This is a genomic window from Streptomyces botrytidirepellens (assembly GCF_003721215.1).
Lineage (GTDB): Bacteria > Actinomycetota > Actinomycetes > Streptomycetales > Streptomycetaceae > Streptomyces > Streptomyces himastatinicus.
In genome coordinates this window covers 1-15,456 of the sequence record NZ_RIBZ01000824.1, presented here as the reverse complement: position 1 = coordinate 15,456, position 15,456 = coordinate 1, and the positions used below count along the sequence as shown (strand labels likewise).

Genomic DNA, 15,456 nt, shown 5'->3' with positions numbered 1-15,456 from the left:
GGGCTCCGGAAACACGGTTTCCGGAGCCCGGCGGCTCGGTCGTCGTAGCGCGCGTCCTGCCCGGCACAGCAGGATGCGAGGCATGGAAACCGGGATGGGTCCGATGGCGGAGTACGTTCAACGGCGGTGGCGTGAGGGACAGGCACCCGACGGCGACCTGATCGTCTTCGGGGACGGCCAGCTGTCGGTGATGCGGTTCTGGGGCGCCGAGAGGTGGTCGCGGGCGGACGAGATCCTTCGGGCCACGGAATGGACCGTCCACCACTGGCTGGACGTCGACGTGGTCATGGCGTCGTGGGGACATGCCGGATACCGCGCCTACGGAGGCGAATCCGCCGCCCACGGCAGTATCGGCTGGGTCGCCCTGACACGGGACGACGGACAGCGGACCCTGGAATGGCTCGCGGTGTGCTCCGAGTCGAACCCGTTCGCCGAGGTGGCTCTCGACGACGCCCGCCTGACGGCGGTCAGTACCAGCCACGATGCGTGGACCTTTCCGCGTGACGCTCCGCAGAAGGTGGAGATCAGCCGGGGTGCCGAACGGGGCAGGTGACGGCTGCCCAAAATCACGAACGCCTTGTGTCTTCACCACCCCGGCCAGAGTGGAGGCGAGGACTGCTGACACGTCGACGGCCTTGTGCATGGAGCGGTACACCGTAGCCACTTCGATGCGGTCAGGGCCTGACGGCCAGCGGGGAACCGTCGCCACCACCAGCCGATCTCCCGCTGCCGGGCACGGAGTTACCCGGTCAGGTACCGGCAGAGTCTGGCTGATCAGATCGATTACCGATGTACAGATGGGAACGCATGACGTACACGCGGAATGCCCCGCTTTAAGAGGAACCATAAAGCGGGGCACGCCACTGAACTATAAACTGTCCCTGACGCCGGAGCCGCGGTAGCGGCTACCAGTATTTCTAATCGTCGCCTGTCGAGCGAGAGCGGGTCTTTACCCAAACCACGCTTCCGACCACACAAGCAGCGAGGAATACGAGCACGATAGGAATTATCGGCCCGATGCCTATTTCTTCGAACACAACGCCTCCTTGGCGTGATGCAAGTGACCAGCAGGTCGAGAAATTGCTATTCTGCCCTTTGATCCTCGCCGTTGGGATCGTCCAACAATCCCCTGAGCTACCCCTTGCCGGTTGTCGGAGTCAGGGCTTTATTCAGTAAAACTGAAACGCATGAAGGTGAGCCCGCGATAGCGCCTCACCCAAAAACTTTTATTGTTTCTTCAAGTAGCCACCCACGAAGCCGCGGTAGTCACCCCAAACGCGTTCCCGCTTGCTCCATGCACTGCCCCAGCACTCGGCTGTCCAAACAGTTTCGGAGTGGGCGTTGTCGGGAGGCGGCGAAGAGATCCATTCCTCGACCGGGCTATGAGAGAACGAGCACCCTGGCACGTAGAGGTAATGCGAGGCGCTACCCGGGTAGACCTTCGTCGTGTTCTTGCCCTTGACCTGGTAGTTTGTCCTGACTTTGACTTGGGCGACCTTGACGCCCAGGAACTTGTCAGTGACGGCGTATGAAGCCCACATGTCCCTGACCCGGGATGCCTGGGCTGCTGAGTCATCGTTCGGGGGCAACCCGTCAACCGCGCCGCCGATGTTCTCGTACTCGATCTCGACATCACCCCCTGCGAGGGTAATTCGCTCCCCGGCAGCCGTCGGCGCGCTGGTGGCTGCCTCGAAGAACTTGCTCGCAAGTTCCGGGTCGTTGATCAGGGTGACGAAACGGGCCTTCTTGTCGCCTGAGAGCTTCTGGAACTGGTCCAGTATTTCTCCAGCCTGGCTATCTTCCAGGGAGGCGATTTTCAGATATGCTGTGTATCTGGCGATCTGTGCGGCGGTGGTGGCGTCGTCTGCCTGAGCCGTTCCAGGCAGCAACGCTAAAGCCAATCCTGTCAGAGTTAAACCTGCGGAAGTCATGAAACCGCGTCTACCTATAGAGCGCATCATGGCGAAATTCTCCCTTTCGCTGACCTCATACTTGCGTCAAGTTTGAGCAGGAAAGAGGGGGTGTGTCGTAATGCACACACCCCGACCCCCCGGGTCCCCCGTCTGGCGCACCCGTCCATTTTCCCCTCGGGCTGCGCCTTCACAGACAATGCACGAGATGCTCACATCCTGTCAATAAGCTTTTGATTATTTGAGGTTGTTCTGAGTTTCGATAAGTGGAATCAGTCAATCTCCTCCCGGAGGCGCGTGGGGAGGCAATTAGTTTGGCGAGAATTCGGCGCTTGCGGAGCAATCGGGAGCGCGATGACGCGAGATCGGGACGCGGTGACGACGCCCGACGGGTGGTCGTCAGGCTGCTCGCCCTGGCGCATTTGCGGTGTGACGACACCTGTGCCCAGGCCGCTGCCGGGCTCCGAATCGGCATCGCGGCCACGTACCGGTACATGTGCGAGGCCATCGACGTCCTGGCCGCTCTCGCAGGGCCTGGACGAGGCGTTGGTGATCTTGGACGGCGCCCTGCTCACAGCTTCATCGGTCGCTCGCCGAAGCGGGGCTGGAACACTGGGCGGACAAGCCGTACCAGGGGCTCAGTTCCGCCCAGTCGGCCATTGGCGATGCCCGTGTCCACGCTGAGCGTCCCATGAATATCAACAGAAGCATCACAGAGCGGTTCGTCGGTGACGTCGACGCGATGACTGAGGAGTTCGAGGCGGGCATGCTCGAGAAGCCCGAGCAGTTCGCCGAGGGGTGTGGTTCAGGGCGTGGTTCACGGCAGTGTTTCGTGTCCATGATCCACTGATGAAGATGCCGAGTAAGCGTGACTGCTGCTTCTGCTACGTCTTCTGGCCCCTCGACCCGCACCAGGAATTGCGGCGGCTTTGTCGAGGAGTCGCGGGCGAGCTGTAGTCGGTGGCGACGTTGGTGGATGCCGCATAAGCCTCTTTCCGGCCCTGCCGCTGCCAGTGTTCATGCTGCCCTCTGCATTGCGTCCCGCTGGTGTGCCTGGCTGCACGAACAGCTCTCCACGCTCCGAGTGCAGCGGCAACTACCGCTGCACTCATGGCACGGGTTTCCTCAGCAGCGACTGGCTCACCATCGATCAGTATCTTGTTAGTCGAGCACTGATGCGGCCGCGTCCAGGGCCAGGTGCCACGGGTAGCCCTCCGGTCGGCCCTGGCCCGGCTCGTTGGGTACGAAGCCGCCTTCCCCGTAGAGCACGCGTACGCCCATCGCGCGGAGTGTGGCGATGCTGGTGTCGAACTGGGTGTGGCGCACGTAGGCGGCGTTGACGCACGGCATCGTCACTGTGGGGATGCCCTTGCCGATGGCCTCGGCCACGAACCCGACGATGAACTTGTCGGTGATCCCCAACGCCCATTGGTTGATGGTGTTGAAGGTGGCGGGGGCCATGACGGCGACATCCGCGGGGGGCCACGCGTCGGGTTCTCGGGGGAGCTTGTACTGGCTGCGCACCGGGTGCCCGGTCAGCTCCTCCAGCGCCGGCAGCTCGTCGTCGAGCCAGCGTGTGGCCGTGGGGGTCAATCCGAGGCAGACCTCCCAACCGGCCGCCTGCGCCCGCTCGATGACGCCGACGACGTTCAGCACGGGCGGGGCGGCGCTTCCCAGCAGGTACAAGACGCGGTTCGCGGTCATGGCGGCAGTTCACCGCGTGGCGTGCCTCACCCGCAACCGTCGTCCCCCGCCGGGGGCTGAGATCGCTATTCGCCGTTGTGCGCCTCGTCCTGCGGGTAGCGTGCCGTTGAGTGAGTCACGAACAGGGAGGCATGCATGCCGCTCCTCGGCGACGATCACACGGGCACTCGGATCGCACATCACCGGAAACGGGCTGGGCTGACTCAGCGCGGGCTGGCCCAGAAGGTCCCCTACTCGTACAGCCTGCTGACTCAGGTCGAGTCGGGGCACAAGCCCGCCAGCCCTGATCTGGTGGCCGCTGTCGCCAAGGCCCTGTGCATCGACGTCACGGCCCTGACCGGTCAGCCCTATGTGACCGAGCTACAGCAGGACCGGCTGGCCGCCCTGGTTCGCCCGATCCGTGAAGCCCTCGACCTGTACGACCTGGGGGCCGATCCGGCGATCACTCCACGCCCCACCCCTCAGCTGGTCGCCGCCGCTGAGGGGCTGTGTCAGCAAGTGCGGGCCACGAAGCTCCATGACGCTGCTCTCGACCTTCCCGACGTGATCGCGGAGATCACCACAGCCGCGCATCGGACGCCGTCCTCCGAGCTGTGGGCCGCGCTGTCGAGCACCTACCGCACCGCGCATGACTTGGCCGTGAAGCTGGGCTATTACGACTTGTCCACAGTGGCTCTGGACCGTATGGAGTGGGCCGCGTCCCGGGCTTCCGATCCGCTGCTGTCCGCAGTGCGCCAGTACATGCGTGCCCTGGTCTACTTCCGAGAGGGCGAGTACACGATCGGACGGCGGCTCGTCGCCTCCGGGCAAGGGCTGTTGCGGCAATCGCCTCAGACGAGGGAGAAGCACGCCGTCGCCGGACAGCTTCACCTGGGGGCGAGCATCATCGCGGCGCGCGCCCATGACGAGGACGCGGTCAGGAACCACCTGACGGAAGCCCGGTCTTACGCCGACCGGGTAGGCGAAGCCACGGACGTGCACTGGCTGTCCTTCGGACCTACGAACGTCACCGTGCACGCGGTGTCCGCCCATGTCGAGATGCGGCACTACGGCGAGGCTCTCCGAGAGGCCGCGAAGGTGCGGATACCGAAGGACTGGGCTGTCTCCCGCGCCGCTCACTTCTACGTGGATCAAGCACGCGCCCAGATGGAAGCGGGCCGATCCGAAGCGGCCTTGAAGTCCATCGTGACCGCGCGGAGACTGGCACCGCAGCAGACCCGCTACCACTCGGGCGCGCGCGAGACCATCAGGGGGCTGATCCACCAGTCCCGACGCACCCCGGACACCCTGGATCATCTGGCTGCCTGGGTGGGTCTCTGACACTTTCACCGCAGCAGCCCCCGGCTTTCACGTAACTGTGAAAGTTGGGGGCTTCGCATGTCACCAGCATGAATACTCAGCTGGTTTTCACCCACCTCCCCGACGATGAGGACGAGGACGCCCAACCGCCTCAGTCGAGGGGAGCAGGGGGATGAGCCCGGAGCGTCGCGCCGAGTCCGAGTGCCGTAAGGTGATCCGCTACCCCGGGGGCCGACAGGTTCGAGGCTAGCCCGTGGTGACTGTCCCGAGGCCTCGGAAGCCCGTCGCCGTGACCCCTCGTCGCGGCGGCGGGCTCGTGCTTGGGTGGGGCCGTCACGAAGCCCGACGCCTACGCGAGCCTTTCGGAGCAGCCGATGGACAACTTACGCGCACTGCGCATCGCCAACCAGCGCTTCGCCCAGCACCTCGACGGGATCGGGGACGACGGGTGGGCACTGGCCACGCCGTGCAGCGAGTGGACGGTGCGGGAGCTGGTGGGGCACGTCCTCCTGGGGCATGCGCATCTGGTGTCCGTCCTGACGGACGAGCAGGTCGCCCCCGGGCCCGGGGACACGTTCGCGGAGTGGGCCGGGAGGGCGGAGCGCGCCGCCGGGTTACCGGGGGTGCCCGGGCGGACCGTACGGAATCGGGTCGTCGGCGAGCTGAGCGGGGACGCGGCGGTGCGGATCCGCTGGAGCGACGTCTATGTGCACGCCTGGGACCTGGCGCGGGCCCGGGGTGCGGAGTTCACGCCCGATCAGGAGCTGGCCGAGGCGGCGCTGGAGTGGCTGGTCCCGGCGGGGCCGGGGCTCGGCGCCACGGGGGCGTTCGCGGCCGGCACCGATCCGGGGCCCGGGGCCGATCCGTTCACGCGGGTGCTGGCGCTCACCGGGCGGGCCACCGGCTAGTCCGGCTGGTTCTCCGGGCCGCCGTATTCGGGGCTGGTGTAGTCCGGGCTGCTGTAGCGGGGGCGGGCCTTGGGGCCCTCGTCGTCGGTGCTGAAGCCCGGGCGGCTGTAGCCGAGGTGGGGGGTGCGGCCCGCTTCGGTGCGCCCGGGGACGTACGCCGAGGAGGAACCCGTCGGCGCGGTCCAGGGCGTGGGGGCCGACGGATTGGTCAGCGCCTCGCGCAGAAAGGGCAGCACGCCCCGCTCCAGCAGGGCCTGTCGCCAGGCCTCTCTGGCGCGGTCCACCTCCTCCAGCTGCTCGGCCAGGGCCTCGCCGCGGATCGCGCTGGAGCCGTTGCGCAGGGCGGTGATGAGGAGGCCGACGGCGGCGAGCAGGATGCCCGCGGCGGTGAGGGCGGCGAAGAACCAGCCCGCGGTGATCATCGGCTGGGCGATGGACGGCGCGGGGTCCAGGACGTGCAGCACATAGCCGACGAGCAGGAAGATGATCGCGGCGGTCCCGGCCAGCACCGGGGCCAGCACGGCGAGCATGGGGAACAGTCCCGCTCCGGAGGCGTCCAGGAGGGCGCCGGTGAATCCGGCGGAGTGGTCGTGGTCGCCCTCGTCCTCCGGTGCCCCGGGCATCGGCAGGGGCGGGGCGGGCTCGCGCAGTCTGGTGCGGGCGACGACGTAATCCTGGTATTCGGCGGCCGCGCACGCGGTGATGGCGGCCGAGGCGCTGAGCGCCATGGTGCGCAGCTGCTCGGCGGTGAGCCGCTGTCCTATGCCCTTCAGATCCGGTCGGCGGTCCGCGGTACGCAGCACCTCGTCGAGAACTCGCTCGAACTCCGGGCGGTCTTCGGCGAACAGGTGCGGAGCGCTTTTCATGGTGCATCCCCCGATACTCCGTAGGGCCTTGGTGCCGGCTTTCGCCGGGCAGTCGGGCGGAAACGGAGGAGAGCCTGCGACGGATAAACCGATGGTAGAGCCGATCCGGCGCGAGGTGACAGCAAGTTTCGTGATTTGCTCAGCCCCGGTGAGGCCCTCCGTCCGCTTCCGTGTGCGCCCGCATCGCCCTCAGGCGCCCAGCGGCAGTTGTACGACCAGCAGTTTTCCGGCCATGGTGATGCCGCCGTCCATCGCGACCGCGAGATTGTCCGCGTAGACGTGCGGGCCCTCGACCGCGGGCGCGCCATCGTCCTCGCCGTCCTCCGAGCCGACTTCGCCCAGCAGGTACGGGATCGGGCTGTGCCCGTGGACGATGCGCTCCCCGCCGTAGGTGCCGAGCAATTCGCGCACGGCCGTCGGTCCGGCGTCCTCGTCGCGGAAGGCGAAGCGCTTGGTGAATTTGCGGAACAGGTCCCAGCACTCGTCCGCGTCGCTGCGCTGGAGCGTCTCGGTGACGGTGTCGTTGACGGCCTCGATCGAGTCGCCGTACTCCAGATAGGCGGTGGTGTCGGAGTGCACGAGCAGATGCCCGTCCTCCTCGGCCATCGCGTCCAGCCGTGACATCCACTGGAGGTGATGGTCCTCCAGTCGCTCCATGTCGGTGCGCTGGCCGCCATTGAGCAGCCAGGCGGCCTGGAAGGAGGCGGTGCCCGCCCCGGAGTGGACGGGGGTGTCGCCGAACCGCTTGGCGCCGATGAGGAGCAGTTCGTGATTGCCCATCAGCGCCTTGCAGTAGCCGCCCGCGGCGGCGGCCTCGGCGGAGAGCTGCATCACCAGGTCGATGACGCCGATGCCGTCCGGGCCGCGGTCGGTGAAGTCGCCGAGGAACCACAGCCGGGCGTTCCCGGCCGCCCAGCTGCCCTTGTCGTCGATCAGGCCCTGGGCGGCGAGCGCCTCGCGCAACTCGTCGTGGTAGCCGTGGACATCGCCCACGACGTACAGCGGGCCGGGCCCTTCGCCGTCGTCGAGCGGGTCGGCTTCGGGGTCGGTCACCGAGGTGAGGGCGATCGTCGGGCGGTCCTGCGGGGGCACCAACTGGGTGTCCGCGATGGTGTGCCCGGGGCCCAGCACCGGCAGCTTCTCCGTCGGGGTGTACCCGTCGGGCATCGGGGCAGGCGCAGGTGCCGGAGGCACCGGACCGGGCGGCGTGGACGCCCCGTACGCGGGCACGTGCGGCACCGCCGCCGTGGTCCCTGCCGTGGCTTCCAGACCGGCCCCCTGAGTCATCGACCCCTCCACCATCGCGCCGCCGTGCCACCTTGTGGACCTTGCCTGGTCGACGGCGGTCCGCGGTGTCGTCCGCCCATCATAGGAATGACCGTGAGGGCTTGTGACGCACCAGGGTGCCGTCAATCGGTACTCGGTCCCGCTTGGACGGTCTTTTATCCCGGATTGGCCCGGTAGGGGAAGCCCAGCGGCCTCCAGTCCTCCTCGGGTCATCCTTGAGTCACTCTCAGATCATCCTCCGGCGCGGCTGCGCGGCGGGCTGACCGTCGTTCGCGGCGGACGGCGCTGGGACGACGTCCGCACGATCAGTTCGGTGGGTATCACCTGCTCGACGGGACGGTCGCTGTCGAGTCCCTCGATGGCGTCGATGAGCAGCTGCACCACGGCGGTGCCGATCCGGCGCGGCTTGAGCGAGAGCGTCGTGATGGGCGGTTCGGTGGTCCGGTAGACCGTGGACTCGCTACAGCACACCAGCAGCAGGTCCTCGGGGACGCGCAGCCCGTAGCGGCGGGCGGCGGCGAGCAGGTCCGTGCCGTTGGGGTCGAAGAGCCCGTAGACCGCGTCGGGGCGGTCCGGCCGGGCGAGCAGCCGGTCGGCGGCGACGGCCCCGGCACAGGGGTCGTGAGCCGGGTACGCCTCGTAGACCGGGTCCTGGCCCACCCGCTCGCACCAGTGCAGATACGCCTCGGTCGACAGCCGGGTGTAGGTGTCGGTGCTGGTGCCGGTGAGCAGCCCGATGCGGCGCGCCCCGGCCTCGGCGAGGTGGTCCAGCAGGCCGAGCACGGCCGCCTCGTGGTCGTTGTCGACCCAGGCGGTCACCGGGAGGGTGCCGGCCGGGCGGCCGTCGCTGACCACGGGGAGGCCCTGGCGGAGCAGCTCGGCGACCACCGGGTCGTGGTCGGACGGGTCGATCACGATGGTGCCGTCGAGCGCGACGTTGGACCACACGTCGTGGCGGGAGGTGGCCGGGAGGATGACGAGCGCGTAGCCGCGGGCCAGCGCCGCGGAGGTCGCGGCCCGCGCCATCTCGGCGAAGTAGGCGAACTCGGTGAAGGTGAAAGGTTCATCCCCGTACGTGGTCACGGTCAGGCCGATGAGGCCGGACTTGCCGGTACGGAGGGTACGGGCCGCGGCGGACGGGCGATAGCCCAGCCGCTCGGCGACCTCGCGGACGTGGCGGCGGGTGGCATCCGGGAGCCGTCCCTTGCCGTTGAGCGCGTCGGAGACGGTCGTGATCGAGACCCCGGCGGCGGCGGCCACGTCCCGGATGCCCGCCCTGCCTAACCGGCGGCCGGCCGACCGGCTCACCTGGTGCTTCCCTGCTGCTGTCATGGCCAGCCGATAGTAGGGCCCGGGCACCCGGTCTGCGCGATTCCGCCATCGGTATTCGGAAGGCACGTTTCTGCATGAGCGCTCTGCTCAATTCCCTTGGAAAGTAAGTCAGTTGGGGTGCCGGGGAGGGGTCTGGTCGCCCCTGGCATATCCACACCTGGCGATTGCTCGATGTCTCGAAGAGGTCTCAACTCACCTGCACGAGGGATGCGCGCCACGGCGCTCGCCACCGGCGCGCGCACATGAGCGGGGCGCTCCCCCGGCGGGTACGCGGGCGCCCCCGGCGGGTACGCGGAGTGCTCCGGCGGGTACGCCGGGCCGGGCAATCCTCATAAGGTGTGCAGTATTGCCGTGTGCGAAGCCTGCGCACGGAGCCGAAGGGAAGGGCCGAGGAGGACTGCCGGTGAGTGAGAAGAGCCCCAAGCTGCGCGCGGCGCTGGACGGGATTCCGACGTACAAGCCCGGTAAGCCGGCCGCCGGGGACGGCCCCAGGTCCTTCAAGCTGTCCTCCAACGAGAACCCGTATCCGCCGCTGGCCGGGGTGCTGGAGACGGTCGCGAACTCCGCCGCGTCCTTCAACCGCTACCCGGACCTCGCCTGCACCGCGCTGATCGCCGAGCTGGCGAGCCGCTTCGACGTCCCGCTGGAGCACCTGGCCACCGGGACCGGCTCGGTCGGCCTGGCCCAGCAGATCGTCCAGTCGACGGCCGGGCCGGGCGACGAGGTGATCTACGCCTGGCGGTCCTTCGAGGCATATCCGATCATCACTCAGATCGCGGGCGCGACCTCGGTGCGGGTCCCGCTGACCGACGCGGAGGTCCACGACCTGGACGCGATGGCGGATGCGATCACCGACCGCACCCGGCTGATTTTCGTCTGTAACCCCAACAACCCGACCAGCACCGTGGTGCGCCGTGCGGAGCTGGAGCGGTTCCTGGACCGGGTGCCGTCCGATGTGCTGGTGGTGCTGGACGAGGCGTACATCGAGTTCATCCGGGACGACCGGGTCCCCAACGGCATCGACCTCTACCGGGACCGGCCGAACGTCTGCGTCCTGCGCACCTTCTCCAAGGCGTACGGCCTGGCCGGGCTGCGGGTCGGCTTCGCGATCGCCCATGAGCCGGTGGCCGCGGCACTGCGCAAGACCGCGGTCCCCTTCGGCGTCAGCCAGCTCGCCCAGGACGCCGCGGTCGCCTCGCTGCACAGCGAGGACGCGCTGCGCGACCGGGTGGAGGCGCTGGTCGCCGAGCGGGCGCGGGTGGCCGGGGCGCTGACCGGACAGGGCTGGACGGTGCCGGAGGCGCACGCGAACTTCGTCTGGCTGCGGCTGGGGGAGCGCACCGCGGACTTCGCGGCGGCGTGCGAGGCGGCGGGCGTGGTCGTGCGGCCGTTCCCGGGCGAGGGGACGCGCGTGACGATCGGCGAGCGGGAGGCGAACGACCTCTTCCTGCGGGCCGCCGAGGAGTTCCGCAAGGAGCTGTGAGCGCGGCGCCCGCCGCCGTCGGCCCCGTTCCGTCAAGGGGCCGGTCGGGCCCTCCCTGATCGGCGAAGGATACCCAAGCGTGCCCCATTCGCCCCCTCCCACCCCCAGGTGGGAGGGGGCGAAGGCATGTGCGTATCATTGCTTGTGAATGTGAATACGTTCACAAGCTCGCTTCGGGGAGCAGCGCGGCACGACCGTGCGGCACGGCAAGACCGTAAGGAGAGATTCACGTGGAGCTGGCTCTGGCGCCGGAGACGCTGGCGCGATGGCAGTTCGGGATCACGACCGTCTACCACTTCCTCTTCGTGCCCCTGACGATCTCTCTTGCGGCGATCACCGCCGGGCTGGAAACCGCCTGGGTGCGCACGGGCAAGGAGAAGTACTTCCACGCCACCAAGTTCTGGGGCAAGCTCTTCCTGATCAACATCGCGATGGGCGTCGTCACCGGCATCGTCCAGGAGTTCCAGTTCGGCATGAACTGGTCCGACTACTCGCGCTTCGTCGGCGACGTCTTCGGTGCGCCGCTCGCGATGGAGGCGCTGCTCGCCTTCTTCTTCGAGTCCACCTTCATCGGCCTGTGGATATTCGGCTGGGACAAGCTGCCGAAGAAGATCCACTGCGCCTGCATCTGGATCGTCTCGCTCGGCACCGTCCTGTCGTCGTACTTCATCCTCGCCGCCAACTCCTGGATGCAGCACCCGACCGGCTACGCCATCGACAAGGCCACCGGAAAGGCCCGGCTGACCGACATCTGGGCGGTGCTGACCCAGGACACCACCCTGGTCGTGGTCTTCCACACCCTCACCGCCGCCTTCCTCACCGGTGGTGCCTTCATCGTCGGCATCGCCTCCCTGCACCTGTGGCGGGCCAAGCGCAAGCAGCTCCGCGGCGAGGAGCTCGGCGCCAAGGAGAAGAAGCAGATCGGGGCGATGCGGGCCAGCCTGCGGGTCGGTCTGATCGTGGCCGTCATCGCCGGACTGGGCACGGCGATCAGCGGCGACTCGCTCGGCAAGGTGATGTTCGAGCAGCAGCCGATGAAGATGGCCTCGGCGGAGGCCCTGTGGGACACCCAGGCGCCCGCGCCCTTCTCCGTCTTCGCGGTGGGCGACGTCAGCGAGGGGCACAACAGCGTCGAGCTGGAGGTCCCCGCGGCGCTGTCCTTCCTCGCGCACAGCAACTTCACCGACGCCGTCCCCGGCATCAACGATGTCGCCCAGAAGGAGGCCGCCGCCTACGGCGGCCAGCCCGAGGACTACATCCCCAGCATCTTCATGACCTTCTGGGGCTTCCGGCTGATGATCGGTTTCGGCATGACCTCGTTCGCCGCCGGTGTCATCGGGCTGTGGACGACCCGGAAGAAGCGCTGGCTCGATCCCGCCTTCCGTACCGCCGAGGACGAGGTGCCCCGGCTCATGCTCACCAAGACGCGCGAGATGAGCCCGCTGCTCACGACGTGGTCCTGGCGGATCGGCATCCTCACCATGGGTTTCCCGCTGATCGCCAACTCCTTCGGATGGATCTTCACCGAGATGGGCCGCCAGCCCTGGGCGGTGTACGGGCTGATGAAGACCTCCGACGCGGTCTCCCCCGGGGTGAGCCAGACCGAGGTCCTCATCTCCCTCGGCGTCTTCACGCTGCTGTACGGCGTGCTCGCCGTGATCGAGGTGCGGCTGCTGGCCAAGTACGCCAAGGCCGGGCCGGACACCGACGAGAAGCCGCCCGCCGAGGACCCCAAGCTGCGGCTGCCCTCGGGCGGCCCGGGCGGTCCCGGTGGCGGGTCCGCCGCGGAGGACGACGCCGACAAGCCGCTGACCTTCGCGTACTGACGCGTCACGACGGCCGGAGAGACTCATGCACCTTCACGACTTCTGGTTCCTGCTGATCGCCTTCCTGTGGACCGGCTACTTCTTCCTCGAAGGCTTCGACTTCGGCATCGGAGTGCTGACCAAGTTGCTCGCCCGGGACCGCACCGAGCGCCGCGTGCTGATCAACACCATCGGGCCGGTGTGGGACGGCAACGAGGTCTGGCTGATCACGGCCGCCGGCGCCACCTTCGCCGCCTTCCCCGACTGGTACGCGACCCTCTTCAGCGGCTTCTATCTGCCGCTGCTGGCCATCCTGGTCTGCCTGATCCTGCGTGGTGTCGCCTTCGAGTACCGGCACAAGCGTGCCGAGGACCGCTGGCAGCGCAACTGGGAGCACACGATCTTCTGGTGCTCCCTGCTTCCCGCGTTCCTGTGGGGCGCGATCTTCGCCAACCTGGTGCACGGGGTGCCGATCGGCCCGGACAAGAACTACACGGGCGGCCTGGGTGACCTGATCACTCCGTACGCCCTGCTCGGCGGTGTCGTCACGCTGGTGCTGTTCACCTTCCACGGCACGGTCTTCGCCGCACTCAAGACGACCGGGGACATCCGGGCGCGGTCGCGCCGGTACGCGGCCCGGCTCGGCCCGGTCGCGGCCGTGGCCGCGCTGCTGTTCCTCGGCTGGACCCAGGCCGACAGCGGCAACGGGCGCAGCCTGGCCGCGGTGGTCCTCGTGGCGGCGGCGCTGGCCGCGGCCCTGGTGATGAACGCGCGGGGGCGCGAGGGCTGGGCGTTCGGCCTGTCCGGGGTGGCCATCGCGGCGTCGGTCGCGATGCTCTTCCTGGCGCTCTTCCCGGACGTCATGCCGTCCTCGCTGGACCCGAAGTGGAGCCTGACGGCGGCGAACGCGGCCGCCAGCGCCTATCCGCTGAAGATCATGACGTGGGTCGGGGTCATCATGATGCCGCTGATCATGGCCTACCAGGCGTGGACGTACTGGGTCTTCCGCAAGCGCATCGGCACCCAGCACATCCCCGCCGCGCACTGATGCACGCGTATCAGGTGGTGTGTTTCACGTGAAACCAATCGACCCCCGGCTCCTCCGGTACGCGCGGGCGACCCGGTTCTTCCTGGCGGCGTCCGTCGCGCTGGGGCTCGCCGGGGCCGGGCTCGTCATCGCGCAGGCCATGCTCATCGCCGAGATCGTGGTCGGCGCGTTCCAGCGGGGCCAGGGTGTTGACGCGCTGACCGCGTCGCTGATCTGGCTGGCGCTGGTCGCCGGGGGCCGGGCCGCCGTCTCCTGGCTGACCGAGCTGGCTGCGCACCGGGCGAGCGCCGCGGTCAAGTCGGAGCTGCGGCTGCGGCTGCTGGAGCGGGCCGTACGGCTGGGGCCCGGCTGGCTGGACTCCCAGCGCACCGGCGAACTCACCACCCTCGCCACCCGTGGCATCGACGCCCTGGACGACTACTTCGCCCGCTATCTGCCCCAGCTGGGCCTCGCGGTGGTGGTCCCGGCGGCGGTGCTCGCCCGGATCGTCACCGCCGACTGGGTCTCGGCGGTGGTCATCGTCGCCACCCTGCCGCTGATCCCCCTGTTCATGGTGCTCATCGGCTGGGCCACGCAGTCCCGGATGGACCGTCAGTGGCGGCTGCTGTCCCGGCTGTCCGGCCACTTCCTCGACGTCGTCGCCGGACTGCCGACCCTCAAGGTCTTCGGCCGTGCCAAGGCCCAGGCCGCCGCGATCCGGTCCATCACCGCCGACTACCGGCGGGCCACGCTGAAGACGCTGCGGCTGGCCTTCCTGTCCTCCTTCGCCCTGGAGCTGCTGTCCACGCTGTCCGTCGCGCTGGTGGCGGTCGGCATCGGCATGCGGCTCGTCCACGGCGAACTGGACCTGTACACCGGGCTGATGGTGCTGGTCCTCGCGCCCGAGGCGTATCTGCCGCTGCGGCAGGTGGGCGCGCAGTACCACGCGGCGGCGGAAGGGCTCGCGGCGGCGGACGAGGCGTTCGCCGTGCTGGAGCGGGAACCGGCCGCCGCCGGTGGGGTGCCCGCGCCCGACGCCCGGGACGCGGCGCTCGCGGTCGACGGACTGGCCGTCCGCCACCCCGGGCGCGCCGCGCCCTCCCTGGCCCCGGTCTCGTTCGAGGTCCGGCCCGGCGAGACCGTGGCGATCACCGGCCCCAGCGGCGCGGGCAAGACGACCCTGCTGAACGTCGTGCTGGGCTTCGCGGAGCCGTCCGAGGGCCGGGTGCTGGCCGGTGGCCACGACCTGGTGTCGCTCGACCCCGAGAGCTGGCGCCGCCAGATCGCCTGGGTGCCGCAGCGCCCGTACCTCTTCGCGGGCACCATCGCGGACAACGTACGGCTGGCGCGGCCCGACGCCGACGACGCCGCGGTGTGCGACGCCCTGCGGCAGGCCGACGCCCTCGGTTTCGTCGACGCGCTGCCGGAGGGGTCCGGGACCCGGCTCGGCGAGATGGGCGCGGGCCTCTCCGCGGGCCAGCGCCAGCGGATCGCCCTGGCCCGCGCCTTCCTGGCCGACCGCCCGGTGCTGCTGCTCGACGAGCCCACCGCGAACCTCGACGGCGCGACGGAGGCGGCCGTCGTCGACGCGGTGCGGCGGCTGGCCGAGGGCCGCACGGTCCTCCTGGTCGTCCACCGCCCGGCGCTGTTGCCGCTGGCCGACCGGATCATCCCCCTGCCGGGACCCGCAGGCCCGTCCGGGCCCGGGGCCGGATACGGGCCCGCCGTGGGCCGGACCGGGGCTGGCGACCCGGCGCGTCCCTTGGCGGAGGCGGGCGACGCGGCTGCCCGGGCGCTGCCCGCGCAGTGCGCCGACGGCACGGCGTCGACGGACG

At 69.0% G+C, this 15,456-nt stretch carries 13 protein-coding genes; 8 read left to right on the top strand and 5 right to left on the bottom strand.

Annotated features, from left to right (window positions below; translation table 11 throughout):
- Positions 1–82: 82 nt before the first annotated feature.
- Entirely contained in the window at positions 83–553 is a 471-nt protein-coding gene (locus tag EEJ42_RS42600; RefSeq protein ID WP_246097723.1) for a hypothetical protein, read from the top strand.
- A gap of 673 nt (positions 554–1,226) precedes the next feature.
- Here EEJ42_RS42600 and EEJ42_RS42595 read toward each other — a convergent pair.
- Complete coding sequence (locus tag EEJ42_RS42595) at positions 1,227–1,931, bottom strand: hypothetical protein (protein WP_148082209.1); 705 nt, start codon at positions 1,929–1,931, stop codon at positions 1,227–1,229.
- Positions 1,932–2,601: 670 nt separating this feature from the next.
- On the opposite strand from EEJ42_RS42595, the gene EEJ42_RS51480 reads away from it, so the two are divergent.
- Positions 2,602–2,760: a hypothetical protein gene (locus EEJ42_RS51480; protein ID WP_184503534.1), complete on the top strand. Its 159-nt coding sequence runs from the start codon at positions 2,602–2,604 to the stop codon at positions 2,758–2,760.
- A 311-nt stretch (positions 2,761–3,071) separates the two neighbouring features.
- Here the strand turns inward: EEJ42_RS51480 and EEJ42_RS42585 are convergent, their stop codons facing one another.
- Complete coding sequence (locus tag EEJ42_RS42585) at positions 3,072–3,614, bottom strand: flavoprotein (protein ID WP_123107500.1); 543 nt, start codon at positions 3,612–3,614, stop codon at positions 3,072–3,074.
- A gap of 135 nt (positions 3,615–3,749) precedes the next feature.
- Here EEJ42_RS42585 and EEJ42_RS42580 point away from each other — a divergent pair, with 135 nt between their 5' ends.
- Positions 3,750–4,934 (top strand): helix-turn-helix domain-containing protein, encoded by a 1,185-nt coding sequence (locus EEJ42_RS42580; protein WP_123107499.1) that lies wholly within the window; start codon positions 3,750–3,752, stop codon positions 4,932–4,934.
- 353 nt (positions 4,935–5,287) lie between these two features.
- Positions 5,288–5,821 carry a TIGR03086 family metal-binding protein gene (locus EEJ42_RS42575; RefSeq protein WP_123107498.1) on the top strand — a complete coding sequence of 178 codons (534 nt, stop codon included), beginning with the start codon at positions 5,288–5,290 and terminating at the stop codon, positions 5,819–5,821.
- Here the strand turns inward: EEJ42_RS42575 and EEJ42_RS42570 are convergent.
- The 3 genes from EEJ42_RS42570 to EEJ42_RS42560 form a co-directional block, all read right to left on the bottom strand.
- On the bottom strand, positions 5,818–6,687 hold the full coding sequence (locus EEJ42_RS42570) for a hypothetical protein (protein ID WP_123107497.1): 870 nt from the start codon (positions 6,685–6,687) through the stop codon (positions 5,818–5,820). The genes EEJ42_RS42575 and EEJ42_RS42570 overlap by 4 nt on opposite strands.
- A 189-nt stretch (positions 6,688–6,876) precedes the next feature.
- A complete protein-coding gene (locus EEJ42_RS42565) occupies positions 6,877–7,974 on the bottom strand; it encodes a metallophosphoesterase (RefSeq protein WP_425473054.1) in 1,098 nt (365 codons plus the stop codon).
- Between the two features lie 231 nt (positions 7,975–8,205).
- A complete protein-coding gene (locus EEJ42_RS42560) occupies positions 8,206–9,306 on the bottom strand; it encodes a LacI family DNA-binding transcriptional regulator (RefSeq protein ID WP_123107503.1) in 1,101 nt (366 codons plus the stop codon).
- A gap of 403 nt (positions 9,307–9,709) precedes the next feature.
- On the opposite strand from EEJ42_RS42560, the gene hisC reads away from it, so the two are divergent.
- The 4 genes from hisC to cydD form a co-directional block, all read left to right on the top strand.
- A complete protein-coding gene (gene hisC / locus EEJ42_RS42555) occupies positions 9,710–10,789 on the top strand; it encodes a histidinol-phosphate transaminase (protein WP_123107495.1) in 1,080 nt (359 codons plus the stop codon).
- A gap of 230 nt (positions 10,790–11,019) precedes the next feature.
- Positions 11,020–12,615, top strand: a complete 1,596-nt coding sequence (locus EEJ42_RS42550) for a cytochrome ubiquinol oxidase subunit I (RefSeq protein ID WP_123107494.1) — start codon at positions 11,020–11,022, stop codon at positions 12,613–12,615.
- A 25-nt stretch (positions 12,616–12,640) separates the two neighbouring features.
- Entirely contained in the window at positions 12,641–13,642 is a 1,002-nt protein-coding gene (gene cydB, locus EEJ42_RS42545; RefSeq protein ID WP_123107493.1) for a cytochrome d ubiquinol oxidase subunit II, read from the top strand.
- A gap of 28 nt (positions 13,643–13,670) precedes the next feature.
- The coding region (gene cydD, locus EEJ42_RS42540) for a thiol reductant ABC exporter subunit CydD (protein ID WP_123107492.1) at positions 13,671–15,456 on the top strand (1,786 nt) is incomplete at its 3' end.

Excerpts from the sequence above, each read along its gene's own strand:
- EEJ42_RS42565 (WP_425473054.1), bottom strand. The coding sequence starts at position 7,974 with ATGACTCAGGGGGCCGGTCTGGAAGCCACGGCAGGGACCACGGCGGCG.
- EEJ42_RS42560 (WP_123107503.1), bottom strand. The coding sequence starts at position 9,306 with ATGACAGCAGCAGGGAAGCACCAGGTGAGCCGGTCGGCCGGCCGCCGG.
- EEJ42_RS51480 (WP_184503534.1), top strand. The coding sequence starts at position 2,602 with ATGAATATCAACAGAAGCATCACAGAGCGGTTCGTCGGTGACGTCGAC.
- EEJ42_RS42580 (WP_123107499.1), top strand. The coding sequence starts at position 3,750 with ATGCCGCTCCTCGGCGACGATCACACGGGCACTCGGATCGCACATCAC.
- EEJ42_RS42570 (WP_123107497.1), bottom strand. The coding sequence starts at position 6,687 with ATGAAAAGCGCTCCGCACCTGTTCGCCGAAGACCGCCCGGAGTTCGAG.
- EEJ42_RS42595 (WP_148082209.1), bottom strand. The coding sequence starts at position 1,931 with ATGACTTCCGCAGGTTTAACTCTGACAGGATTGGCTTTAGCGTTGCTG.
- cydB (WP_123107493.1), top strand. The coding sequence starts at position 12,641 with ATGCACCTTCACGACTTCTGGTTCCTGCTGATCGCCTTCCTGTGGACC.
- EEJ42_RS42575 (WP_123107498.1), top strand. The coding sequence starts at position 5,288 with ATGGACAACTTACGCGCACTGCGCATCGCCAACCAGCGCTTCGCCCAG.
- EEJ42_RS42600 (WP_246097723.1), top strand. The coding sequence starts at position 83 with ATGGAAACCGGGATGGGTCCGATGGCGGAGTACGTTCAACGGCGGTGG.
- EEJ42_RS42585 (WP_123107500.1), bottom strand. The coding sequence starts at position 3,614 with ATGACCGCGAACCGCGTCTTGTACCTGCTGGGAAGCGCCGCCCCGCCC.